This window comes from Streptomyces sp. NPDC050121 (genome assembly GCF_044460385.1).
GTDB lineage: Bacteria > Actinomycetota > Actinomycetes > Streptomycetales > Streptomycetaceae > Streptomyces > Streptomyces soliscabiei.
Window position 1 is genome coordinate 130227 of record NZ_JBITJV010000022.1, and the last position, 22431, is coordinate 152657.

General features: G+C 67.0%; 36 protein-coding genes. 34 read left to right on the forward strand and 2 right to left on the reverse strand.

Annotation, left to right across the window (positions count from 1 at the left end; all coding sequences use genetic code 11):
• The first annotated feature begins 37 nt into the window (after positions 1–37).
• The 31 genes from rpsJ to truA all read left to right on the forward strand — a co-directional run bounded on the left by rpsJ (position 38) and on the right by truA (position 17403).
• The gene (rpsJ, locus tag ACIBTS_RS29760) at positions 38–346 is read left to right on the forward strand and encodes a 30S ribosomal protein S10 (protein WP_003948644.1); all 309 of its coding nucleotides are present in this window, start codon (positions 38–40) and stop codon (positions 344–346) included.
• A 17-nt stretch (positions 347–363) separates the two neighbouring features.
• The gene (rplC, locus tag ACIBTS_RS29765; RefSeq protein ID WP_069770402.1) at positions 364–1008 is read left to right on the forward strand and encodes a 50S ribosomal protein L3; all 645 of its coding nucleotides are present in this window, start codon (positions 364–366) and stop codon (positions 1006–1008) included.
• Positions 1009–1016: 8 nt separating this feature from the next.
• Complete coding sequence (rplD, locus tag ACIBTS_RS29770; RefSeq protein WP_079660415.1) at positions 1017–1673, forward strand: 50S ribosomal protein L4; 657 nt, start codon at positions 1017–1019, stop codon at positions 1671–1673.
• Positions 1673–2092, forward strand: a complete 420-nt coding sequence (gene rplW / locus ACIBTS_RS29775; protein WP_079660414.1) for a 50S ribosomal protein L23 — start codon at positions 1673–1675, stop codon at positions 2090–2092. The genes rplD and rplW overlap by 1 nt, the downstream gene beginning before the upstream one ends.
• 40 nt (positions 2093–2132) lie before the next feature.
• Entirely contained in the window at positions 2133–2969 is an 837-nt protein-coding gene (gene rplB / locus ACIBTS_RS29780) for a 50S ribosomal protein L2 (RefSeq protein WP_007384068.1), read from the forward strand.
• A 12-nt stretch (positions 2970–2981) separates the two neighbouring features.
• The gene (rpsS, locus tag ACIBTS_RS29785; protein ID WP_018528354.1) at positions 2982–3263 is read left to right on the forward strand and encodes a 30S ribosomal protein S19; all 282 of its coding nucleotides are present in this window, start codon (positions 2982–2984) and stop codon (positions 3261–3263) included.
• Between the two features lie 42 nt (positions 3264–3305).
• On the forward strand, positions 3306–3653 hold the full coding sequence (gene rplV / locus ACIBTS_RS29790) for a 50S ribosomal protein L22 (protein ID WP_003974262.1): 348 nt from the start codon (positions 3306–3308) through the stop codon (positions 3651–3653).
• Positions 3653–4483 carry a 30S ribosomal protein S3 gene (gene rpsC / locus ACIBTS_RS29795; protein WP_079660413.1) on the forward strand — a complete coding sequence of 277 codons (831 nt, stop codon included), beginning with the start codon at positions 3653–3655 and terminating at the stop codon, positions 4481–4483. Before rplV ends, rpsC begins: the two co-directional genes overlap by 1 nt.
• Positions 4484–4488: 5 nt before the next feature.
• Positions 4489–4908, forward strand: coding sequence for a 50S ribosomal protein L16 (gene rplP, locus ACIBTS_RS29800; protein WP_006140905.1), 420 nt, complete (start codon positions 4489–4491; stop codon positions 4906–4908).
• The gene (rpmC, locus tag ACIBTS_RS29805; protein ID WP_003998824.1) at positions 4908–5132 is read left to right on the forward strand and encodes a 50S ribosomal protein L29; all 225 of its coding nucleotides are present in this window, start codon (positions 4908–4910) and stop codon (positions 5130–5132) included. The genes rplP and rpmC overlap by 1 nt, the downstream gene beginning before the upstream one ends.
• Positions 5132–5419 carry a 30S ribosomal protein S17 gene (gene rpsQ, locus ACIBTS_RS29810; RefSeq protein WP_079660412.1) on the forward strand — a complete coding sequence of 96 codons (288 nt, stop codon included), beginning with the start codon at positions 5132–5134 and terminating at the stop codon, positions 5417–5419. Before rpmC ends, rpsQ begins: the two co-directional genes overlap by 1 nt.
• A 98-nt stretch (positions 5420–5517) precedes the next feature.
• Positions 5518–5886: a 50S ribosomal protein L14 gene (gene rplN, locus ACIBTS_RS29815; RefSeq protein ID WP_003998823.1), complete on the forward strand. Its 369-nt coding sequence runs from the start codon at positions 5518–5520 to the stop codon at positions 5884–5886.
• Positions 5887–5888: 2 nt separating this feature from the next.
• On the forward strand, positions 5889–6212 hold the full coding sequence (gene rplX / locus ACIBTS_RS29820; RefSeq protein ID WP_030039760.1) for a 50S ribosomal protein L24: 324 nt from the start codon (positions 5889–5891) through the stop codon (positions 6210–6212).
• Positions 6212–6769 carry a 50S ribosomal protein L5 gene (gene rplE / locus ACIBTS_RS29825; protein WP_030788262.1) on the forward strand — a complete coding sequence of 186 codons (558 nt, stop codon included), beginning with the start codon at positions 6212–6214 and terminating at the stop codon, positions 6767–6769. The genes rplX and rplE overlap by 1 nt, the downstream gene beginning before the upstream one ends.
• Before the next feature lie 5 nt (positions 6770–6774).
• Positions 6775–6960, forward strand: coding sequence for a type Z 30S ribosomal protein S14 (locus ACIBTS_RS29830; protein WP_030890724.1), 186 nt, complete (start codon positions 6775–6777; stop codon positions 6958–6960).
• Between the two features lie 210 nt (positions 6961–7170).
• Positions 7171–7569, forward strand: a complete 399-nt coding sequence (rpsH, locus tag ACIBTS_RS29835) for a 30S ribosomal protein S8 (protein WP_055592171.1) — start codon at positions 7171–7173, stop codon at positions 7567–7569.
• A 24-nt stretch (positions 7570–7593) separates the two neighbouring features.
• Positions 7594–8133, forward strand: a complete 540-nt coding sequence (gene rplF / locus ACIBTS_RS29840; RefSeq protein ID WP_319672942.1) for a 50S ribosomal protein L6 — start codon at positions 7594–7596, stop codon at positions 8131–8133.
• Between the two features lie 3 nt (positions 8134–8136).
• Positions 8137–8520 (forward strand): 50S ribosomal protein L18, encoded by a 384-nt coding sequence (gene rplR / locus ACIBTS_RS29845; RefSeq protein ID WP_079660410.1) that lies wholly within the window; start codon positions 8137–8139, stop codon positions 8518–8520.
• Positions 8521–8558: 38 nt separating this feature from the next.
• The gene (gene rpsE / locus ACIBTS_RS29850) at positions 8559–9167 is read left to right on the forward strand and encodes a 30S ribosomal protein S5 (RefSeq protein WP_010354225.1); all 609 of its coding nucleotides are present in this window, start codon (positions 8559–8561) and stop codon (positions 9165–9167) included.
• Entirely contained in the window at positions 9167–9349 is a 183-nt protein-coding gene (rpmD, locus tag ACIBTS_RS29855) for a 50S ribosomal protein L30 (protein WP_060901490.1), read from the forward strand. Before rpsE ends, rpmD begins: the two co-directional genes overlap by 1 nt.
• 2 nt (positions 9350–9351) lie before the next feature.
• Entirely contained in the window at positions 9352–9807 is a 456-nt protein-coding gene (gene rplO, locus ACIBTS_RS29860) for a 50S ribosomal protein L15 (RefSeq protein ID WP_079660409.1), read from the forward strand.
• Between the two features lie 251 nt (positions 9808–10058).
• A complete protein-coding gene (secY, locus tag ACIBTS_RS29865) occupies positions 10059–11372 on the forward strand; it encodes a preprotein translocase subunit SecY (RefSeq protein ID WP_319672943.1) in 1314 nt (437 codons plus the stop codon).
• On the forward strand, positions 11372–12034 hold the full coding sequence (locus ACIBTS_RS29870) for an adenylate kinase (protein ID WP_079660407.1): 663 nt from the start codon (positions 11372–11374) through the stop codon (positions 12032–12034). The genes secY and ACIBTS_RS29870 overlap by 1 nt, the downstream gene beginning before the upstream one ends.
• A 104-nt stretch (positions 12035–12138) precedes the next feature.
• Complete coding sequence (gene map, locus ACIBTS_RS29875; protein ID WP_319672945.1) at positions 12139–12975, forward strand: type I methionyl aminopeptidase; 837 nt, start codon at positions 12139–12141, stop codon at positions 12973–12975.
• A gap of 254 nt (positions 12976–13229) precedes the next feature.
• On the forward strand, positions 13230–13451 hold the full coding sequence (infA, locus tag ACIBTS_RS29880; protein ID WP_003948620.1) for a translation initiation factor IF-1: 222 nt from the start codon (positions 13230–13232) through the stop codon (positions 13449–13451).
• Between the two features lie 72 nt (positions 13452–13523).
• Positions 13524–13637, forward strand: a complete 114-nt coding sequence (rpmJ, locus tag ACIBTS_RS29885) for a 50S ribosomal protein L36 (protein WP_003998809.1) — start codon at positions 13524–13526, stop codon at positions 13635–13637.
• A 214-nt stretch (positions 13638–13851) separates the two neighbouring features.
• On the forward strand, positions 13852–14232 hold the full coding sequence (gene rpsM, locus ACIBTS_RS29890; RefSeq protein WP_020132619.1) for a 30S ribosomal protein S13: 381 nt from the start codon (positions 13852–13854) through the stop codon (positions 14230–14232).
• Positions 14233–14302: 70 nt separating this feature from the next.
• Positions 14303–14707 (forward strand): 30S ribosomal protein S11, encoded by a 405-nt coding sequence (gene rpsK, locus ACIBTS_RS29895; RefSeq protein ID WP_010354218.1) that lies wholly within the window; start codon positions 14303–14305, stop codon positions 14705–14707.
• 122 nt (positions 14708–14829) lie between these two features.
• Entirely contained in the window at positions 14830–15852 is a 1023-nt protein-coding gene (locus ACIBTS_RS29900; protein WP_003966937.1) for a DNA-directed RNA polymerase subunit alpha, read from the forward strand.
• Positions 15853–15937: 85 nt separating this feature from the next.
• On the forward strand, positions 15938–16456 hold the full coding sequence (gene rplQ, locus ACIBTS_RS29905; protein WP_319672946.1) for a 50S ribosomal protein L17: 519 nt from the start codon (positions 15938–15940) through the stop codon (positions 16454–16456).
• Between the two features lie 89 nt (positions 16457–16545).
• On the forward strand, positions 16546–17403 hold the full coding sequence (gene truA, locus ACIBTS_RS29910) for a tRNA pseudouridine(38-40) synthase TruA (RefSeq protein WP_319672947.1): 858 nt from the start codon (positions 16546–16548) through the stop codon (positions 17401–17403).
• Between the two features lie 28 nt (positions 17404–17431).
• Here truA and ACIBTS_RS29915 read toward each other — a convergent pair whose 3' ends face one another.
• Positions 17432–18307 carry a hypothetical protein gene (locus ACIBTS_RS29915; RefSeq protein ID WP_319672948.1) on the reverse strand — a complete coding sequence of 292 codons (876 nt, stop codon included), beginning with the start codon at positions 18305–18307 and terminating at the stop codon, positions 17432–17434.
• A 399-nt stretch (positions 18308–18706) separates the two neighbouring features.
• On the opposite strand from ACIBTS_RS29915, the gene rplM reads away from it, so the two are divergent.
• The 3 genes from rplM (at position 18707) to glmM (ending at position 21326) form a co-directional block, all read left to right on the forward strand.
• The gene (rplM, locus tag ACIBTS_RS29920) at positions 18707–19150 is read left to right on the forward strand and encodes a 50S ribosomal protein L13 (RefSeq protein ID WP_020132189.1); all 444 of its coding nucleotides are present in this window, start codon (positions 18707–18709) and stop codon (positions 19148–19150) included.
• 44 nt (positions 19151–19194) lie between these two features.
• The gene (gene rpsI, locus ACIBTS_RS29925; RefSeq protein ID WP_079660402.1) at positions 19195–19716 is read left to right on the forward strand and encodes a 30S ribosomal protein S9; all 522 of its coding nucleotides are present in this window, start codon (positions 19195–19197) and stop codon (positions 19714–19716) included.
• 251 nt (positions 19717–19967) lie between these two features.
• Positions 19968–21326: a phosphoglucosamine mutase gene (glmM, locus tag ACIBTS_RS29930; RefSeq protein ID WP_319672949.1), complete on the forward strand. Its 1359-nt coding sequence runs from the start codon at positions 19968–19970 to the stop codon at positions 21324–21326.
• Between the two features lie 162 nt (positions 21327–21488).
• On the opposite strand, the gene ACIBTS_RS29935 is transcribed toward glmM, so the two are convergent.
• Complete coding sequence (locus tag ACIBTS_RS29935; RefSeq protein WP_399323440.1) at positions 21489–22421, reverse strand: DUF389 domain-containing protein; 933 nt, start codon at positions 22419–22421, stop codon at positions 21489–21491.
• Positions 22422–22431 lie beyond the last annotated feature (10 nt).

A 22431-nucleotide genomic window follows, 5' to 3' on the forward strand; every position in this document is an offset into this window, starting at 1 on the left:
TCCAGAGCGTTAGAAGAGACAGGACTACTGAGTAGCCATGGCGGGACAGAAGATCCGCATCCGGCTCAAGGCCTACGACCACGAGGTCATCGACAGCTCGGCGAAGAAGATCGTCGAGACGGTGACGCGTACTGGTGCGTCGGTCGCGGGCCCGGTGCCGCTGCCCACTGAGAAGAACGTGTACTGCGTCATCAAGTCGCCGCACAAGTACAAGGACTCGCGCGAGCACTTCGAGATGCGCACGCACAAGCGCCTGATCGACATTCTCGACCCGACCCCCAAGACCGTTGACTCTCTGATGCGACTCGACCTCCCGGCCGGTGTCGACATCGAGATCAAGCTCTGAGGGCTGGTGATCTGAGAATGGCTAAGCAGATCAAGGGCATCCTGGGCGAGAAGCTCGGCATGACGCAGGTGTGGGACGAGAACAACCGTGTTGTTCCGGTCACCGTCGTCAAGGCCGGCCCGAACGTCGTGACCCAGGTCCGCACGAACGACAGCGACGGCTACGAGTCGGTCCAGATCGCCTTCGGCGAGATCGACCCGCGCAAGGTGAACAAGCCCCTCAAGGGCCACTTCGCCAAGGCCGACGTCACGCCCCGTCGCCACCTCGTCGAGATCCGGACGGCCGATGCCGCCGAGTACACGCTCGGTCAGGAAATCACCGCCGAGGTCTTCGAGGCCGGCGTGAAGGTCGACGTGACCGGCAAGAGCAAGGGCAAGGGCTTTGCCGGTGTCATGAAGCGTCACAACTTCAAGGGCCTCGGCGCCGGACACGGCACCCAGCGCAAGCACCGCTCGCCCGGTTCCATCGGTGGCTGCGCCACCCCGGGCCGCGTGTTCAAGGGCCTCCGCATGGCGGGTCGCATGGGCAACGAGCGCGTCACCACCCAGAACCTGACCGTCCACGCCGTTGACGCGGAGAAGGGTCTGCTGCTCATCAAGGGCGCCGTCCCCGGTCCGAACGGCGGCCTCGTCCTGGTCCGCACCGCGGCCAAGGGGGCCTGAGGTAACCGATGAGCACTGTTGACATCCTTTCGCCTGCCGGCGAGAAGACCGGTAGCGTCGAGCTCCCCGCGGAGATCTTCGGCGTGGAGAAGGTCAGCATCCCGCTGATCCACCAGGTCGTCGTCGCGCAGAACGCTGCTGCCCGTCAGGGCACGCACAAGACCAAGACCCGCGGCGAGGTTCGTGGTGGCGGTAAGAAGCCTTACCGTCAGAAGGGCACCGGCCGTGCGCGCCAGGGCTCTACCCGCGCGCCCCAGTTCGCCGGTGGTGGCGTCGTGCACGGTCCCGTGCCGCGCGACTACTCGCAGCGGACCCCGAAGAAGATGAAGGCTGCCGCCCTGCGTCACGCCCTCACCGACCGGGCCCGCCACAACCGCATTCACGTCGTCACCGGCGTGATCGAGGGCGAGACCCCCTCCACCAAGGCCGCTCGCACGCTGTTCGGCAAGATCTCGGAGCGCAAGAACCTGCTCCTGGTCGTCGACCGCGCCGACGAGGCCGCGTGGCTGTCCGCCCGCAACCTGCCCCAGGTGCACATCCTGGAGCCGGGCCAGCTGAACACGTACGACGTGATCGTCTCGGACGACGTGGTCTTCACCCAGGCCGCTCTCGAGTCCTTCGTCGCCGGCCCGAAGGCCAACGACACCGAAGGGAGTGACGCCTGATGGCTACGCGTCACCCGAGCATTGCCGCCAAGGCTGCCAAGGCCGCCAAGGCCGCGCGCGTCGCCAAGGCGAAGCGCCACGCCACCGAGGGCAAGAACACCGTCGTCACCGCGCCCAGCAAGGCGTACACGGACCCCCGTGACGTGCTGCTGAAGCCGGTCGTGTCGGAGAAGAGCTACGCGCTCCTCGACGAGAACAAGTACACGTTCATCGTCGACCCGAACGCCAACAAGACCCAGATCAAGCAGGCCGTCCAGGCGGTCTTCTCGGTCAAGGTCACCGGGGTCAACACGATCAACCGCATCGGCAAGCGCAAGCGCACGAAGACCGGTTTCGGTCAGCGTGCCGCCACCAAGCGAGCGATCGTGACCCTTGCTGAGGGCGACCGTATCGACATCTTCGGCGGTCCGACCGCCTAAGGGCGGTCCGGATCGTCCGATATCGGACGAGGACTGAAAAATGGGAATCCGCAAGTACAAGCCGACTACGCCGGGCCGTCGTGGCTCCAGCGTCGCCGACTTCGTCGAGGTCACGCGGTCCACGCCGGAGAAGTCGCTGGTCCGCCCGCTGCACAGCAAGGGCGGCCGTAACAACGCCGGTCGTGTGACCGTTCGCCACCAGGGTGGCGGACACAAGCGCGCCTACCGTGTCATCGACTTCCGTCGTCACGACAAGGACGGCGTGCCGGCGAAGGTCGCGCACATCGAGTACGACCCCAACCGCACCGCGCGCATCGCGCTGCTGCACTACGCCGACGGCGAGAAGCGCTACATCCTCGCCCCGCGCAACCTGCAGCAGGGCGACCGCGTCGAGAACGGTCCCGGGGCCGACATCAAGCCGGGCAACAACCTGGCGCTCCGCAACATCCCGGTCGGTACCACGATCCACGCGATCGAGCTCCGTCCCGGTGGCGGTGCCAAGTTCGCCCGCTCCGCCGGCGCCTCCGTGCAGCTGCTCGCGAAGGAGGGCACGATGGCCCACCTTCGTATGCCGTCCGGTGAGATCCGCCTGGTCGACCAGCGCTGCCGCGCCACGGTCGGCGAGGTCGGCAACGCCGAGCAGAGCAACATCAACTGGGGCAAGGCCGGCCGCAAGCGCTGGCTGGGCGTCCGCCCGACCGTTCGCGGTGTGGCGATGAACCCGGTTGACCACCCCCACGGTGGTGGTGAGGGCAAGACCTCCGGTGGTCGCCACCCGGTCAGCCCCTGGGGTCAGAAGGAGGGTCGTACTCGTTCGCCGAAGAAGGCTTCGAACAAGTACATCGTCCGCCGCCGCAAGACGAACAAGAAGCGCTAGGAGCGGGTTTAGATGCCGCGCAGTCTCAAGAAGGGGCCCTTCGTCGACGGACACCTCGTAAAGAAGGTGGACGCCCAGAACGAAGCAGGTTCCAAGAACGTCATCAAGACCTGGTCCCGTCGCTCGATGATCATTCCCAGCATGCTGGGCCACACGATCGCGGTGCACAACGGCAAGACCCACATTCCGGTGTTTGTCACCGAGTCGATGGTCGGCCACAAGCTCGGCGAGTTCTCGCCGACGCGCACCTTCCGGGGTCACGTCAAGGACGACCGGAAGTCGAAGCGCCGCTAGTAGCGGGGTGGAATGACCATGACAGACACTGGAAGGACAACCATGGAAGCCAGGGCCCAGGCGCGGTACATCCGCGTCACGCCCATGAAGGCCCGCCGGGTGGTGGACCTTATCCGTGGCATGGACGCCACGGAGGCTCAGGCGGTCCTGCGTTTCGCCCCGCAGGCCGCGAGCGTGCCGGTCGGCAAGGTGCTGGACAGCGCCATCGCCAACGCCGCGCACAACTACGACCACACTGACGCCGACAGCCTCTTCATCTCCGAGGCCTACGTCGACGAGGGCCCGACCCTGAAGCGGTTCCGTCCGCGCGCCCAGGGCCGCGCCTACCGGATCCGCAAGCGGACCAGCCACATCACCGTGGTCGTCAGCAGCAAGGAAGGGACCCGGTAATGGGCCAGAAGGTTAACCCGCATGGGTTCCGGCTCGGCATCACCACGGACTTCAAGTCCCGTTGGTACGCCGACAAGTCGTACAAGGAATACGTCAAGGAAGACGTCGCCATCCGTCGGATGATGACGTCCGGCATGGAGCGCGCCGGCATCTCGAAGGTGGAGATCGAGCGCACCCGTGACCGTGTCCGCGTCGACATCCACACCGCGCGTCCGGGCATCGTCATCGGCCGCCGCGGCGCCGAGGCCGACCGTATCCGCGGCGACCTGGAGAAGCTGACCAAGAAGCAGGTCCAGCTGAACATCCTCGAGGTCAAGAACCCCGAGGTCGACGCTCAGCTGGTGGCCCAGGCCGTCGCCGAGCAGCTCTCCTCCCGCGTCTCCTTCCGTCGCGCCATGCGTAAGAGCATGCAGTCGGCGATGAAGGCGGGCGCCAAGGGCATCAAGATCCAGTGCGGTGGCCGCCTCGGCGGCGCCGAGATGTCCCGCTCGGAGTTCTACCGCGAGGGCCGTGTGCCCCTGCACACGCTCCGCGCGAACGTGGACTACGGCTTCTTCGAGGCCAAGACGACCTTCGGCCGCATCGGTGTGAAGGTCTGGATCTACAAGGGCGACGTCAAGAACATCGCCGAGGTCCGCGCCGAGAACGCCGCTGCCCGCGCCGGCAACCGCCCGGCCCGTGGTGGCGCTGACCGCCCGGCCCGTGGTGGCCGCGGTGGCGAGCGTGGCGGTCGCGGTCGCAAGCCGCAGCAGGCTCCCGCCGCCGAGGCCCCCAAGGCCGAGGCTCCGGCGGCTGCCGCTCCGGCTGAGAGCACCGGAACGGAGGCCTGACCGACATGCTGATCCCCCGTAGGGTCAAGCACCGCAAGCAGCACCACCCGAAGCGCCGTGGTCAGGCCAAGGGCGGTACGACGGTCTCGTTCGGCGAGTACGGCATTCAGGCCCTCACGCCGGCGTACGTGACCAACCGCCAGATCGAGGCGGCCCGTATCGCGATGACCCGCCACATCAAGCGTGGCGGCAAGGTCTGGATCAACATCTACCCGGACCGCCCGCTCACGAAGAAGCCTGCCGAGACCCGCATGGGTTCCGGTAAGGGTTCTCCCGAGTGGTGGATCGCGAACGTGCACCCGGGCCGGGTCATGTTCGAGCTGTCCTACCCCAACGAGAAGATCGCCCGTGAGGCCCTGACTCGCGCAGCCCACAAGCTGCCGATGAAGTGCCGGATCGTCAAGCGCGAGGCAGGTGAAGCGTGATGTCGGCCGGTACCAAGGCGTCCGAGCTGCGCGAACTGGGTGACGAGGAGCTTCTGGCGAAGCTTCGCGAAGCCAAGGAAGAGCTGTTCAACCTCCGCTTCCAGGCGGCGACGGGTCAGCTCGAGAACCACGGTCGGCTGAAGGCCGTCCGTAAGGACATCGCGCGGATCTACACCCTGATGCGTGAGCGCGAGCTGGGCATCGAGACGGTGGAGAGCGCCTGATGAGTGAGAACAACGTGACTGAGCAGACTGCAGAGGCCCGCGGCTTCCGCAAGACCCGTGAGGGTCTCGTCGTCAGCGACAAGATGGACAAGACCGTCGTCGTCGCTGTCGAGGACCGCGTCAAGCACGCGCTGTACGGCAAGGTCATCCGCCGTACGAACAAGCTCAAGGCGCACGACGAGCAGAACGCTGCGGGCGTCGGCGACCGTGTCCTCCTCGCGGAGACCCGGCCGCTGTCCGCGACGAAGCGCTGGCGCATCGTCGAGATCCTCGAGAAGGCCAAGTAATTCCTGCGGGGCAAACCCGGCAGGACAGTTCCGCCAGGCTCCAACGGGGCTGATTGATCAGCCCCGTTGGGGAACCGGCAGACAAACAGGAGATAGACGTGATCCAGCAGGAGTCGCGACTGCGTGTCGCCGACAACACTGGTGCGAAGGAAATCCTTTGCATCCGTGTGCTCGGTGGCTCCGGTCGCCGCTACGCGGGCATCGGTGACGTCATCGTCGCCACCGTCAAGGACGCGATCCCCGGTGGCAACGTGAAGAAGGGTGACGTCGTCAAGGCGGTCATCGTTCGCACCGTCAAGGAGCGCCGCCGTCCGGACGGCTCGTACATCCGCTTCGACGAGAACGCCGCCGTCATTCTGAAGAACGACGGCGACCCTCGCGGCACCCGCATCTTCGGCCCGGTCGGGCGTGAGCTGCGCGAGAAGAAGTTCATGAAGATCATCTCGCTGGCTCCGGAGGTGCTGTAAGCATGAAGATCAAGAAGGGCGACCTGGTCCAGGTCATCACCGGTAAGGACAAGGGCAAGCAGGGCAAGGTCATCGCGGCCTTCCCCCGTGAGGACCGCGTCCTGGTCGAGGGTGTCAACCGGGTCAAGAAGCACACGAAGGCCGGTCCGACCGCCAAGGGCTCGCAGGCCGGCGGCATCGTGACCACCGAGGCCCCGATCCACGTGTCCAACGTTCAGCTGGTCGTGGAGAAGGACGGCAACAAGGTCGTCACGCGCGTCGGTTACCGCTTCGACGACGAGGGCAACAAGATCCGCGTTGCCAAGCGGACGGGTGAGGACATCTGATGGCTACCACCACGACTCCGCGTCTGAAGACGAAGTACCGCGAGGAGATCGCGGGCAAGCTGCGTGAGGAGTTCTCCTACGAGAACGTCATGCAGATCCCCGGCCTCGTCAAGATCGTGGTCAACATGGGTGTGGGCGACGCCGCCCGCGACTCCAAGCTGATCGAGGGCGCCATCCGCGACCTCACCACGATCACCGGTCAGAAGCCGGCCGTCACCAAGGCCCGCAAGTCCATCGCGCAGTTCAAGCTGCGTGAGGGTCAGCCGATCGGTGCCCACGTCACGCTTCGTGGCGACCGCATGTGGGAGTTCCTGGACCGCACCCTGTCGCTCGCGCTCCCGCGCATCCGCGACTTCCGCGGCCTGTCCCCCAAGCAGTTCGACGGCCGTGGCAACTACACCTTCGGTCTCACGGAGCAGGTCATGTTCCACGAGATCGACCAGGACAAGATCGACCGCGTCCGGGGTATGGACATCACCGTGGTCACCACGGCGACCAACGACGCTGAGGGCCGCGCGCTCCTTCGTCACCTCGGCTTCCCCTTCAAGGAGGCGTGAGCGAGATGGCGAAGAAGGCTCTGATCGCGAAGGCTGCTCGTAAGCCCAAGTTCGCTGTGCGGGCTTACAACCGCTGCCAGCGCTGCGGTCGTCCGCACTCCGTGTACCGCAAGTTCGGCCTCTGCCGTGTGTGCCTTCGTGAGATGGCTCACCGCGGCGAGCTGCCGGGCGTGACCAAGAGCTCCTGGTAAACCCCCTAAACAGGGTTCCAGAGGCTCTCGGTAAGTAAAGGGCAGTGTCAGGTGCCCGTCCCTCCATGGCGTAGGCTGGGAGGGTTGGGCGCCTGACGCCCGTACGACTTACTACGCCGTAGGTCCACCGCGCCGCACCCGTCCCGTCTCGGATCGGGGAGAGGGATGGCGCACCAGGAAACCCCGGCGAGAGAGGCCACAGGCCAATTCATGACCATGACTGATCCGATCGCAGACATGCTTACGCGTCTGCGGAACGCGAACTCGGCGTACCACGACTCCGTGACGATGCCGGCATCGAAGATCAAGTCTCACATCGCGGAGATCCTCCAGCAGGAGGGCTTCATCACGGGTTGGAAGACCGAGGACGCCGAGGTCGGCAAGAACCTCGTTCTCGAGCTGAAGTTCGGCCCGAACCGTGAGCGCTCCATCGCGGGCATCAAGCGGATCTCCAAGCCCGGTCTCCGGGTTTACGCGAAGTCCACCTCCCTGCCCAAGGTGCTCGGTGGCCTCGGCGTGGCGATCATCTCCACGTCGCACGGTCTCCTCACCGACAAGCAGGCCGGCAAGAAGGGCGTAGGCGGAGAAGTTCTCGCCTACGTCTGGTAACGGAAGGGAACGGAGGAAACAGCTATGTCGCGCATTGGCAAGCTCCCCATCACGGTTCCCGCCGGCGTGGACGTCACCATCGACGGCCAGACGGTTTCGGTCAAGGGCCCCAAGGGCTCGCTGACCCACACCGTCGTTTCGCCGATCGAGATCGCCAAGGGTGAGGACGGCGTTCTGAACGTCACCCGCCCCAACGACGAGCGTCAGAGCAAGGCCCTGCACGGCCTGTCCCGCACGCTGGTGGCGAACATGATCACCGGCGTGACCGAGGGTTACGTGAAGAAGCTCGAGATCAGCGGTGTCGGTTACCGCGTGACCGCGAAGGGCTCGAACCTCGAGTTCGCGCTCGGCTACAGCCACCCCATCACCGTCGAGGCGCCCGAGGGCATCAGCTTCAAGGTCGAGAACCCGACGCGGTTCTCGGTCGAGGGCATCGACAAGCAGAAGGTCGGCGAGGTTGCGGCCAACATCCGCAAGCTGCGCAAGCCCGACCCGTACAAGGCCAAGGGTGTCAAGTACGAGGGCGAAGTCATCCGCCGCAAGGTCGGAAAGGCGGGTAAGTAACCCATGGCATACGGGCAGAAGATCCTGAAGGGCGACGCCTACAAGCGCGCCGCGATCAAGCGCCGTCACATCCGGATCCGCAAGCGGATCTCCGGTACGGCGGAGCGTCCCCGTCTGGTCGTTACCCGCTCCAACCGCCACATCGTGGCGCAGGTGATCGACGACCTCAAGGGCCACACCGTGGCCTCGGCGTCCACGCTGGACACCTCGATCCGCGGTGCCGAGGGCGACAAGTCCGCCCAGGCCAAGCAGGTCGGCGCCCTGGTCGCCGAGCGCGCCAAGGCCGCGGGTGTCGAGGCAGTCGTGTTCGACCGTGGTGGTAACCAGTACGCCGGGCGCATCGCCGCCCTGGCGGACGCCGCCCGCGAAGCCGGGCTCAAGTTCTGAGCCGCTTCCGTAGCTAGCGGAAAGAGAGAGGTAATCCAATGGCTGGACCCCAGCGCCGTGGAAGCGGTGCCGGTGGCGGCGAGCGGCGGGACCGGAAGGGCCGTGACGGCGGCGCTGCTGCCGCCGAGAAGACCGCGTACGTTGAGCGCGTCGTCGCGATCAACCGTGTCGCCAAGGTTGTGAAGGGTGGTCGTCGCTTCAGCTTCACCGCGCTGGTCGTGGTGGGCGACGGTGACGGCACCGTGGGTGTCGGTTACGGCAAGGCCAAGGAGGTGCCGGCCGCCATCGCCAAGGGTGTTGAGGAGGCCAAGAAGCACTTCTTCAAGGTCCCCCGTATCCAGGGCACCATCCCGCACCCGATCACGGGTGAGAAGGCGGCGGGCGTCGTCCTGCTCAAGCCGGCGTCCCCCGGTACCGGCGTTATCGCCGGTGGCCCGGTGCGTGCCGTGCTCGAGTGCGCCGGCGTGCACGACATCCTGTCGAAGTCACTCGGCTCGTCGAACGCGATCAACATCGTGCACGCGACCGTGGAGGCCCTGAAGGGCCTGCAGCGTCCCGAGGAAATCGCGGCCCGCCGCGGTCTGCCCCTCGAGGACGTCGCTCCCGCGGCTCTGCTTCGTGCGCGTGCCGGGGCTGGTGCTGCGTAATGGCTCAGCTCAGGATCACGCAGACGAAGTCGTACATCGGCAGCAAGCAGAACCACCGTGACACCCTGCGTTCGCTCGGGCTCAAGCGCCTGAACGACGTGGTCGTCAAGGAGGACCGCCCCGAGTTCCGCGGCATGGTGCACACCGTCCGCCACCTCGTGACGGTCGAGGAGGTCGACTGATCATGGCGGAGAACAACCCGCTCAAGATCCACAACCTCCGTCCCGCCCCGGGCGCCAAGACCGCCAAGACCCGTGTGGGTCGTGGTGAGGCGTCGAAGGGTAAGACGGCCGGTCGTGGTACCAAGGGCACGAAGGCCCGCTACCAGGTTCCGGAGCGCTTCGAGGGTGGGCAGATGCCCCTCCACATGCGTCTTCCGAAGCTGAAGGGCTTCAAGAACCCGTTCAAGACCGAGTTCCAGGTCGTGAACCTCGACAAGCTGGCCGCGCTGTACCCGGAGGGTGGCGAGGTCACCGTCGAGGGTCTCGTCGCCAAGGGTGCCGTTCGCAAGAACAGCCTCGTCAAGGTCCTCGGCCAGGGCGAGATCTCCGTCGCGCTGCAGGTTTCGGTTGACGCCGTCTCCGGCTCCGCCAAGGAGAAGATCACCGCCGCCGGCGGTACCGTCACCGAGCTCATCTGACCCAGTCAGGCGTCTCGATGACTTGAGCGATCCCGACCGGGGATACCCCACAAATGGGGTATCCCCGGTTGGTCGTTCCTAGGGTGGCGGTCTCGCCGGTAAGGTGACCAGCACTGCCCACTTTCACAAGGTGCTTCCCATGGGGCACCTTGAGCGGCAGTCGACCGTTACACATGTCGCTGTCGTTGTTCTTATTGGACCCTCAAGACCGTCACCCTTGACGCAGATGCGCGGGGGTCGCAGGAGGCACCGTGCTCACCGCGTTCGCCCGGGCGTTCAAGACGCCCGACCTGCGCAAGAAGCTCCTCTTCACGCTCGGGATCATCGTGATCTACCGGGTCGGCACGCACATTCCGATCCCCGGTGTCGACTACACGTCCGTTCAGCGGTGTGTGGACGAGGCGTCCGGCAACCAGGGCCTCTTCGGTCTGGTGAACATGTTCAGCGGCGGCGCGCTGCTGCAGATCACCATCTTCGCGCTGGGCATCATGCCGTACATCACGGCGAGCATCATCCTTCAGCTGCTGACCGTGGTCATCCCGCGCCTGGAAGCCCTGAAGAAGGAGGGCCAGGCCGGTACTGCGAAGATCACGCAGTACACCCGCTACCTCACCGTGGCGCTCGCCATCCTGCAGGGCACCGGCCTGGTGGCCACCGCCCGCAGCGGCGCCCTCTTCTCCGGCTGCACGGTCGCGTCGAGCATCGTCCCGGACCGCGCGATCTTCACCACCATCGTCATGGTCATCTGCATGACCGCCGGTACGGCCATGGTCATGTGGCTCGGTGAGCTCATCACCGACCGCGGCATCGGCAACGGCATGTCGATCCTGATGTTCATCTCGATCGCCGCGACGTTCCCGTCCGCGCTGTGGGCCATCAAGAAGCAGGGCACCCTGGCCGACGGCTGGATCGAGTTCGGCACCGTCATCCTGGTCGGCCTGGTCATGGTCGGTCTGGTGGTCTTCGTCGAGCAGGCCCAGCGCCGGATCCCCGTGCAGTACGCCAAGCGCATGATCGGCCGCCGCTCCTACGGCGGCACCTCGACGTACATCCCGCTCAAGGTGAACCAGGCCGGTGTGATCCCGGTCATCTTCGCCTCGTCGCTGCTCTACATCCCGGCCCTCGTCGCCCAGTTCTCCAGCGGTCAGTCCGGCTGGAAGACCTGGATCGAGACGAATCTGACCAAGGGCGACCACCCGATCTACATCAGCATGTACTTCTTGCTGATCGTTTTCTTCGCGTTCTTCTACGTGGCGATCTCCTTCAACCCCGAGGAAGTCGCCGACAACATGAAGAAGTATGGTGGCTTCATCCCGGGCATCCGGGCTGGCCGACCGACGGCTGAGTACCTGTCGTACGTGCTCAACCGGATCACCTGGCCGGGTTCGCTGTATCTGGGTCTGATCGCTCTTGTACCGACGATGGCGTTGGTTGGCTTCGGGGCAAGCCAGAACTTCCCGTTCGGTGGTACCAGCATCCTGATCATCGTGGGTGTCGGTCTCGAAACGGTGAAGCAGATCGAGAGCCAGCTCCAGCAGCGCAATTACGAAGGGTTCCTCCGCTGATGCGTATCGTCCTCGTCGGGCCGCCTGGCGCCGGAAAGGGAACGCAGGCCACTCGTCTGGCAGAGAAGCTGCGCGTTCCCCACATCTCCACGGGCGACCTGTTCCGCGCCAACATCAGCCGGCAGACGGAACTCGGGAAACTCGCGAAGTCCTACATGGACGCCGGCAACCTCGTCCCCGACGAGGTCACCATCGCCATGGCCAAGGACCGCATGGAGCAGCCGGACGCCGAGCGCGGCTTCCTGCTGGACGGTTTCCCGCGCAACGTCTCGCAGGCGGAGGCGCTGGACGAGCTCCTCACCACCGAGGGCATCAAGCTGGACGCGGTACTGGACCTGGAGGCCCCGGAGGAGGAGGTCGTCAAGCGGATCGCCGGCCGGCGCATCTGCCGCAACGACTCCTCGCACGTCTTCCACGTGTCGTACAAGAAGCCCGCGACGGACGGCGTCTGTGACGTCTGCGGTGGCGAGCTGTACCAGCGGGACGACGACTCCGAGGACACCGTCCGCACCCGGCTCGAGGTCTACCACACGCAGACCGAGCCGATCATCGACTACTACAAGGCGCAGGGCCTGGTCGTGACCATCGAGGCCATGGGCCCGGTGGACGAGGTCACCGGCCGTGCGCTGGCGGCGCTGAAGCGCGAGGGCGACGACCAGTAGTCGTCGGCCCTGATACGGCCGTGGAGTCCTCAAGGACGCCACGGCCGTAGTGTTGTGTACGTACATGACCGACCCACCTGAGTGACGGAGAGCGCAGGCCCCCCATGGTGCAGATCAAGAGCCCCGAGCAGATCGCCAAGATGCGAGCGGCGGGGCTGGTCGTCGCCGCCATCCACGCGGCGACGCGGGAAGCGGCGGTGCCCGGGGCGACGACGAAGGACCTGGACGAGGTGGCCCGCAAGGTCCTGGCGGAGAACGGCGCGAAGTCGAACTTCCTCGGGTACGGCGGTTTCCCGGCCACGATCTGCACGTCCGTGAACGACGTCGTCGTCCACGGCATCCCCTCCGACGAGGTCGTCCTCAAGGACGGCGACATCATCTCCATCGACTGCGGCGCGATCGTGGACGGCTGGCACGGCGACGCGGCCTACACGGCGTTCGTCGGCTCCGGGCACGCCCCGGAGCTCATCGAGCTGTCCCGGGTGACGGAGGAGTCGATGTGGGCCGGGATCGCGGCCATGAAGCAGGGCAGCCGGCTGGTGGACGTGTCGCGGGCCATCGAGACGTACATCCGTCGCCAGCCCAAGCCCGGCGGCGGCCGGTACGGGATCATCGAGGACTACGGCGGCCACGGCATCGGCACCGAGATGCACATGGACCCGCACCTGCTGAACTACGTCGACCGGCGGCGGGGCAAGGGGCCGAAGCTGGTGCCCGGGTTCTGCCTGGCGATCGAGCCGATGGTGTCGCTCGGGACCCCGCGGACCGAGGTGCTTCAGGACGACTGGACCGTCATCACGACGGACGGGACCTGGTCCTCGCACTGGGAGCACTCGGTGGCGTTGACGGAGGCGGGGCCGCTCGTGCTGACGTCTCCCGACGGGGGGAAGGCGAAGCTCGCCGAGCACGGGATTGTGGCCGCGCCGGATCCGCTGGCCTGAGGCTGCCCTCCGGGGCTACCCGTCCCGTCCCTGGGGGCTGCCGCCCCCAGACCCCCGCTTCGGCCCCCAGACGGGCTGAGGGGTGCCGGGAGTATCGCTTAAGGATCTCCGGTGTGGGGCAGACTTCTCGATTCGTGTTTCTGCAAGGGCTGACGTAGACTGACTCGTCGGCTCTCGTGCACCCGCATGTCCGCATGCGCCCTTGAGGGAAAAGCAGGGGAGTCGATCAAGGTAGTCGATTCGAAGGGCGAAGCGTGGCCAAGAAGCAAGGTGCCATCGAGATCGAGGGCACTGTCGTCGAGTCTCTTCCGAACGCCATGTTCAAGGTCGAGCTCCAGAACGGCCACCAGGTCCTGGCACACATCAGCGGCAAGATGCGTATGCACTACATCCGTATCCTCCCTGACGACCGGGTCGTGGTGGAGCTGTCTCCGTACGACCTGACGCGTGGCCGGATCGTCTACCGGTACAAGTAGATCTTGCCCATGCCCTCGGGCGCCGTTCTGGCGTTCGGGGCTGCCGGCAACTGACCCGGAGAACCTCACCCAATGAAGGTCAAGCCGAGCGTCAAGAAGATCTGCGACAAGTGCAGGGTGATCCGCCGTCACGGTCGGGTCATGGTCATTTGCGAGAACCCGCGCCACAAGCAGCGCCAGGGCTGATCGCTTAAAGATCACACCCTCTGCATCGATATCGCAGAGACTTCGCGCGACGCGAGCTGAATTGTTCATACGCAGAGCCCGGACGGGACCTCCCGTCTGACACCCCCGGTTCGGAGGCCGGGGACCCAGTCCGTACCAAATCTTCTGAGCGAAGAGGCCGGCGGCTGGGATTCGGTTCTGTGGAAGACCTCCGAGGATCAACTGGAGCCATTGAATGGCACGCGTTTCCGGTGTCGACATCCCGCGCGAAAAGCGTGTGGAGGTCGCCCTCACCTACGTGTTCGGCATCGGCCGGACCCTTTCCCAGGAGACGCTGGCAGCGACCGGCGTCGACCCGAACACCCGCGTTCGCGACCTCTCCGAGGAGCAGCTCGTCGCGATCCGCGAGTACGTGGACGCCAACATCAAGACCGAGGGTGACCTTCGTCGCGAGATCCAGGCCGACATCCGCCGCAAGGTGGAGATCGGCTGCTACCAGGGTCTCCGTCACCGTCGTGGTCTGCCCGTCCGCGGTCAGCGCACCAGCACGAACGCTCGTACCCGCAAGGGCCCGCGTCGCGCCATCGCCGGCAAGAAGAAGCCGGGCAAGAAGTAGTCCTCAGCGGACAACGCTTCATCAGCGGTCTTCGCTGTAGGACCGACCACCTCCCCGTAGGAGTTTGTAGATGCCCCCCAAGGGTCGTCAGGGCGCTGCCAAGAAGGTGCGCCGCAAGGAAAAGAAGAACGTCGCGCACGGCCAGGCGCACATCAAGAGCACGTTCAACAACACGATCGTGTCCATCACGGACCCGGCCGGAAACGTGATCTCCTGGGCCTCCGCCGGCCACGTCGGCTTCAAGGGCTCGCGCAAGTCCACGCCGTTCGCCGCGCAGATGGCCGCCGAGTCGGCTGCCCGTCGCGCGCAGGAGCACGGCATGCGCAAGGTCGACGTCTTCGTCAAGGGCCCGGGCGCCGGTCGTGAGACTGCCATCCGTTCCCTGCAGGCCACGGGCCTCGAGGTCGGCTCCATCCAGGACGTCACCCCGACCCCGCACAACGGCTGCCGTCCGCCCAAGCGTCGCCGCGTCTGACGCACGGCCGGTAGTTTCGGGTTTTTCGGGCGGTATGGCTCCTTAAAAAGGCCGTATCGCCCGTACCCTTGTCTCATCTCAGGGCGTCAAATAGCGGGCGCCCCTGACTGAAGGATCGCAACATGCTGATTGCTCAGCGTCCCTCGTTGACCGAAGAGGTCGTCGACGAGTTCCGCTCCCGGTTCGTGATCGAGCCGCTGGAGCCGGGCTTCGGCTACACCCTCGGCAACTCCCTCCGCCGTACGCTCCTGTCCTCGATCCCCGGTGCCGCTGTCACCAGCATCCGGATCGACGGCGTCCTGCACGAGTTCACCACCGTGCCGGGCGTCAAGGAGGACGTCACCGACCTGATCCTCAACATCAAGCAGCTGGTCGTGTCGTCCGAGCACGACGAGCCCGTGGTGATGTACCTGCGCAAGCAGGGTCCGGGTCTGGTCACCGCCGCCGACATCGCGCCCCCGGCCGGTGTCGAGGTGCACAACCCCGACCTCGTCCTCGCCACGCTCAACGGCAAGGGCAAGCTGGAGATGGAGCTGACCGTCGAGCGCGGTCGCGGTTACGTCTCCGCCGTGCAGAACAAGCAGGTCGGTCAGGAGATCGGGCGCATCCCGGTCGACTCGATCTACTCGCCGGTTCTCAAGGTCACGTACAAGGTCGAGGCCACGCGTGTCGAGCAGCGCACCGACTTCGACAAGCTGATCGTCGACGTCGAGACCAAGCAGGCCATGCGTCCGCGTGACGCCATGGCGTCCGCCGGTAAGACGCTGGTCGAGCTGTTCGGTCTCGCCCGTGAGCTGAACATCGACGCCGAGGGCATCGACATGGGTCCGTCCCCGACGGACGCCGCCCTCGCCGCTGATCTTGCGCTGCCGATCGAGGAGCTCGAGCTCACCGTTCGGTCGTACAACTGCCTCAAGCGTGAGGGCATCCACTCCGTGGGTGAGCTCGTCGCCCGCTCCGAGGCCGACCTCCTGGACATCCGCAACTTCGGTGCGAAGTCCATCGACGAGGTCAAGGCGAAGCTGGCCGGCATGGGCCTGGCCCTGAAGGACAGCCCGCCCGGATTCGACCCCACGGCCGCTGCCGACGCCTTCGGCGCCGACGACGACGCGGACGCGGGTTTCGTGGAGACCGAGCAGTACTGATCGGTCGTTGCCGGTGAGCATCCGCTCATCGGGTTCCTGACCTCGGTACCTGATACGGCCGGGGCAGACACACAGGAGAAGAACAATGCCGAAGCCCACCAAGGGTGCCCGTATGGGCGGCAGCGCCGCGCACGAGAAGCTGCTCCTCGCGAACCTCGCGAAGCAGCTGTTCGAGCACGGCCGCATCACCACCACCGAGGCGAAGGCGCGCAAGCTGCGCCCGTACGCCGAGCGTCTGGTCACCAAGGCGAAGAAGGGCGACCTTCACAACCGCCGTCAGGTGCTCCAGGTGATCACGGACAAGAGCATCGTGCACACGCTCTTCACCGAGATCGGCCCGCGCTACGAGAACCGTCCCGGTGGCTACACCCGCATCACCAAGATCGGTAACCGCCGTGGCGACAACGCGCCCATGGCCGTCATCGAGCTGGTCGAGGCGCTGACCGTGGCGCAGCAGGCGACCGGCGAGGCCGAGGCCGCCACCAAGCGTGCGGTCAAGGAGGCCGACGAGGCCAAGGCGGAGGAGACCACCGAGGCTCCGGCCGAGGAGGCCGCTGCCGAGCCCGCCGCGGAAGCGGCTGGTGAAAGCGCCAAGGACGCCTGAGGTTCTGCCTCGCAGTGAACGGGTCCGCCCTTTTGAGGGCGGGCCCGTTCCGCGTTCTCGGGAGGTTGCAGTGCTGAGAGGATCCAGGGGTGAGTGACGAAGTACAGCCCGGACATGTGCGGATGCGGCTCGACCTTTCCTATGACGGGACCGAGTTCTCCGGGTGGGCCAAGCAGGCCGGCGGCCGACGGACCGTGCAGGGAGAGATCGAGGACGCCCTGCGGACCGTGACGCGGTCCCGCGAGACGTACGAGCTGACCGTGGCCGGGCGCACCGATGCCGGGGTGCACGCCCGGGGGCAGGTCGCCCATGTCGATCTGCCGCGGGAGGTCTGGGTGGAGCACCACGAGAAGCTGCTCAAGCGGCTCGCCGGGCGGCTGCCGAGGGATGTGCGGGTGTGGGCCCTTCGGGAGGCCCCCAGCGGCTTCAACGCGCGGTTCTCGGCCGTCTGGCGGCGGTACGCGTACCGGGTCACCGACAACCCCGGGGGCGTCGACCCGCTGCTGCGGGGGCATGTGCTGTGGCACGACTGGCCGCTCGACGTCGACGCCATGAGCGAGGCCGCGCGGCGGCTGCTCGGCGAGCACGACTTCGCCGCCTACTGCAAGCGGCGGGAGGGTGCGACCACCATCCGCACCCTCCAGGAGCTCAGCCTCGTGCGCGGGGACGACGGGATCATCACCGCGACCGTCCGCGCCGACGCCTTCTGCCACAACATGGTGCGGTCGCTGATCGGGGCGCTGCTGTTCGTGGGGGACGGGCACCGGGGGCCGGAGTGGCCGGGGAAGGTGCTCGCCGCGGGCGTACGGGACTCGGCCGTGCATGTCGTACGGCCGCACGGGCTGACGCTGGAGGAGGTCGGCTACCCGGCCGACGAGCTGCTCGCCGCGCGCAACAAGGAGGCGCGGAACAAGCGGTCGCTGCCCGGTGCGGCCGGGTGCTGCTGAAGCTCGGTCTTGGCGTCGGCGCGGGCGGTCAGCCGTTGGCCGCCGCCGACGCCTGGGCCTCGCCGCGCTGGCGGATCCGCTGGAACGCGAACTCGGCGAGGTCGTCGCCCGTGGTGAAGGCGGCCGTGTCCTTCGTCGTCACGTCCTTGCCGTTGGTGAAGCCGGTGATCGTGAAGTAGGCGTACCGGCCATAGGAGTTGGTCGTCGAGCGGCAGACCGCGCCGTTGCAGAAGGCCTTGACGGCGCCGCCGGTGAGGGCCTTGACGATGCTCTTCGCGTCGGACTGGCTCTTGACCTTGAGGGCCTGCGCCTCGGTGTCGAAGACGGCCACGCCGACCGTCACCGCGAGACCGTCCTTGGTGTACGTCACGCGCATCATGCGGGTGCAGCCGTTGTCGGTGAGGACCTTGCCGAGGGTGCCGGCGGCGCCCGTGGCGCAGGTGGCGCTGTCCGCCTTGGGGCCCTTCTTGTACACGGCGGAGCCCATGGTGAGCTGTGTGCCGGGGAAGAGGAGGTCGGGTCCGTTGGGCGCGGTGTCCTTGGCCTTGCTGGCCACGAACTCCTTCGGGTCCAGCGGGGGCGGGGCGCTGGTCGGCGCGAAGGACGGGGTGGTGGACGCGCTCGGCAGGTCGCCGGTCGCCGGCGCCGAGGACGTCGGCTTGTTCGCCTCGTCCTTGCCGTTCGCCGACACCACGGCCATGGCCACGAAGGTGCCGATGGCGAGGGTGGCGAGCGCGCCGCCGCCTATGAAGAGCAGCCGACGGCGTTTGTTGCGCGTCTCGGACGCCTCGGCGAGCGCGGCCCAGTCCGGGGTCCGGCCGTCATCGCCGGTGGTCCACGGCTGCTGGGAGTTCGGTTTCCACGGATCCCACTGGGACTGAGGTCCCCCCTGCCCATAGCTCATGGGCCGCATCTTAGACGGGGAGCGGGGGGTCCTGTTCCGCCCGGACAAGCGCCGAAGCCCCCGGTTTCCCGAACGGGAGTACGGGAAAACGTGACATCTCCGGGTGGTTGGTGCGGCGTTTCTCCAGGCGGCCCTCGCGCGTGTGGCGCGGGCCACTCGGGCGGCGGTTTCCGTGGGTGGCCGGCCTCGTTTTGACCCGGCCCCCAGGACGCGGGTATTCTGCTTCTTCGTTGTGTATTGGCGCGCTCTTCTCACGGGACGGGCCCTTACACCGGTCCACCGGGCCGATGACCAGCGACCAGCACGCGGTTTGCGTCACCGCAGTGCGGTCTGGGCTGTCGTGATCGTCTTCGGTGACCTTGTCAGGACCATTCACTGAAGAAGCGAAGGCTACGAACCGTGCGTACGTACAGCCCCAAGCCCGGCGATGTGACGCGCCAGTGGCACGTCATCGACGCTCAGGACATCGTCCTGGGCCGTCTCGCCACCACTGCCGCGTCCCTCCTCCGGGGCAAGCACAAGCCGATCTACGCGCCCCACGTCGACACCGGTGACTTCGTCATCATCATCAACGCCGACAAGGTGCACCTCTCCGGCAACAAGCGGACCCAGAAGATGGCCTACCGCCACTCCGGGTACCCGGGCGGTCTGCGCTCCGTGCGCTACGACGACCTGCTGGCGAACAACCCGGAGAAGGCCGTCGAGAAGGCCGTCAAGGGCATGCTCCCCAAGAACACGCTCGGCCGTCAGATGCTCTCGAAGCTGAAGGTCTACAAGGGTGACGTGCACCCGCACGCGGCGCAGCAGCCCGTGCCGTTCGAGATCACCCAGGTCGCGCAGTAAGTCCGGCCACACCACCCCAAGCTGAAGAGAATCTGAGGAGAACCGTGGCCGAGACCACTGCCGAGCAGCCGCTCGAAGAGACCGAGCTCGTCGACATCGACAGCTACACCACCGAGTCCGAGGTCCCCGTCGAGGGTGAGTACACCTCGGAGTCCCTGGCCTCCCGCTTCGGCGAGCCCCAGCCGGCCGCCGGCCTGGGTCGTCGCAAGAACGCCATTGCCCGCGTCCGGATCGTTCCGGGCTCCGGCAAGTGGAAGATCAACGGTCGCACCCTCGAGGACTACTTCCCGAACAAGGTGCACCAGCAGGAAGTCAACGAGCCCTTCAAGGTGCTCGAGCTCGAAGGCCGCTACGACGTCATCGCCCGTATCTCGGGTGGCGGTGTCTCCGGTCAGGCCGGTGCGCTCCGTCTCGGTGTCGCCCGCGCGCTGAACGAGGCCGACGTCGACAACAACCGCGGCGCCCTGAAGAAGGCCGGCTTCCTCACGCGTGACGACCGTGCGGTCGAGCGCAAGAAGGCCGGTCTCAAGAAGGCCCGCAAGGCCCCGCAGTACAGCAAGCGTTAAGCTTCGCTGCCTGCTCGTACGTATGTGGAGCGAGCTCCGGCTCACTCGCTCGTACTCCGAACGCCCCGGCGGCACGCCATTGTGCCGCCGGGGCGTTCGTTTTATCGCAAGTCTGGGCGTATAACGGCACAAGGTGCTCAAAGGCTTGTGTGATCGGATGTTCAGGGCATCCAATGCCTGGATGCGGGAGCCGCTCAGGCATCGAACCCGACCGCACAGCCTTTGAAACCGACGCTTCCTCAGGAGGACAAGTGGGACGACTCTTCGGCACGGACGGCGTGCGCGGTGTCGCCAACGCGGATCTGACGGCGGAGATGGCCCTCGGCCTGTCCGTCGCCGCGGCGCACGTGCTGGCCGAGGCGGGCACCTTCCAGGGCCACCGGCCGGTGGCCGTGGTCGGACGGGACCCGCGTGCGTCCGGGGAGTTCCTGGAAGCCGCCGTGGTGGCGGGCCTCGCGAGCGCGGGTGTGGACGTGCTGAAGGTCGGCGTGCTGCCCACGCCCGCCGTCGCGTACCTCACCGGCGTGCTCGGCGCCGACCTCGGCGTGATGCTCTCCGCCAGCCACAACGCCATGCCCGACAACGGCGTCAAGTTCTTCGCCCGCGGCGGCCACAAGCTCGCCGACCAGCTCGAGGACCGCATCGAGTCCGTCTACGAGGAGCACCGCACCGGCGCGCCCTGGGACCGGCCGACCGGCGCCGGCGTCGGCCGCGTGCGCTCCTACGACGAGGGGTTCGACCGGTACGTCGCCCACCTCATCGCCGTCCTGCCGAACCGGCTCGACGGGCTGAAGATCGTCCTGGACGAGGCGCACGGCGCTGCCGCCCGGGTGTCGCCGGAGGCGTTCACGAGGGCCGGCGCGGAGATCGTGACCATCGGGGCCGAGCCGGACGGGCTCAACATCAACGACGGCTGCGGGTCCACGCACCTGGACAAGCTGAAGGCCGCGGTCATCGAGCACGGGGCCGACTTCGGCGTCGCGCACGACGGGGACGCCGACCGGTGCCTCGCCGTGGACCACACCGGCGAGGAGATCGACGGGGACCAGATCCTCGCCGTGCTGGCCCTGTCCATGCGGGAGCGGGGCGTGCTGCGCTCGGACACCGTCGTCGCCACCGTCATGTCCAACCTCGGCTTCAAGCTGGCCATGGAGCGCGAGGGGATCCGGCTGGTGCAGGCCGCCGTCGGCGACCGGTATGTGCTGGAGGAGATGAAGGAGCACGGGTACGCGCTCGGCGGTGAGCAGTCCGGGCACGTGATCATCCTCGACCACGCGACGACGGGCGACGGGACGCTGACGGGGCTCATGCTGGCGGCGCGGGTCGCCGAGAGCGGGCGGTCGCTGCGCGAGCTGGCCTCGGTGATGGAGCGGCTGCCCCAGGTGCTGATCAACGTGCCCGACGTCGACAGGTCGCGGGTCGCGGACTCGGCCGAGCTGGCGACTGCCGTCGGTGAGGCGGAGCGGGAACTCGGTGCCACCGGGCGGGTGTTGCTTCGGCCTTCCGGGACCGAGCCGTTGGTTCGGGTCATGGTCGAGGCGGCGGATATCGATCAGGCGCGGGCTGTTGCCGGGCGGCTGGCGGATGTTGTGAAGTCCGCGCTGGGTTAAGGGCCGCAGGGTCGGGTTCGGGGTGGGGGATCTGTGCGTTGCGGGCTGCGGGCTCGTCGCGCCCACGCGGCGGAGCCGCATATCGACAGAGCCCCGCGCCCCTAAGGGCAGCAGCCCCGCGCGTCTGAAGGCCAAGGTCCCCGCGACCCTAGGTGAGCAGCCCTACCGCTTACTCGAACGCTGGCGTGCCCAGAGTGCCTTCTGGACCAGCAATGTCAGGGTTCCCGCCAGGATGATGCCCAGGAGGTTCAGCAGGAGTTGTTCTGTTGAGCCCCAGGTTTGTTTCGTGTCGCCGTAGCTGAGGGCTACGGCGGCGTTGGCGGCGGCCGGGACCGTGGTGACCGAGATGGCCACGCCGACCAGGGCGCCGGACTTCGCCGAGGTCAGGGAGAGGGTGCCGGCGGCGCCCGCCAGGACGGCCACGATGAAGGAGAACGCGTCGGGGGCGTAGACGAAGCCGGTCTGGGGGCGGGCGCCGTCCAACTGTTCCTGGCTGAACTGGCCGAGAGCGTCCATCAGGAGACTGAAGCCCACCGTCGCCGCCATCGCCACCGCGAAGCCGACCAGCAGGGCGATCAGGGAGCGCAGGGCCAGGCGGGGAGCGCGCCGCACGATCGACGTGGAGACGCCGGCCAGCGGGCCGAACTCGGGGCCCACGGCCATCGCGCCCACGATCAGGATCGCGTTGTCGAGGACCACACCGCAGGCCGCGATCATCGTGGCGAGGGTGATGAAGGCGACGTAGGTGACGGAGAGCGTCGACTCCTCGTGGGTGGCGTCCGTGAGGTGCTCCCACAGGACGGCGTCGGCGCCCTCGCCGGGGGCCTCCGCCTCGGCCTTGTCGGCGCGCAGGGACAGCGACAGGTCGATGTTCTCCACGGCGATCGAGCCGGTCTTGTCCAGGCCCAACTCCTGGAGTCCGGTGAGGAGTTCGTCGCCCGCCTCGCGTGCCACGTCGCACATGACGACATCGCCGGCCGGGTTGCGGGCGGCGCCCGGCACGACGACGAGATGCGTGGTGCCGACGGTCTTCTCGATCAGGCGGACCACGTCGTCGGTACTGTCGGCCGGGGTGATCAGGCGCAGGTGCAGCATGGGGGCAGGG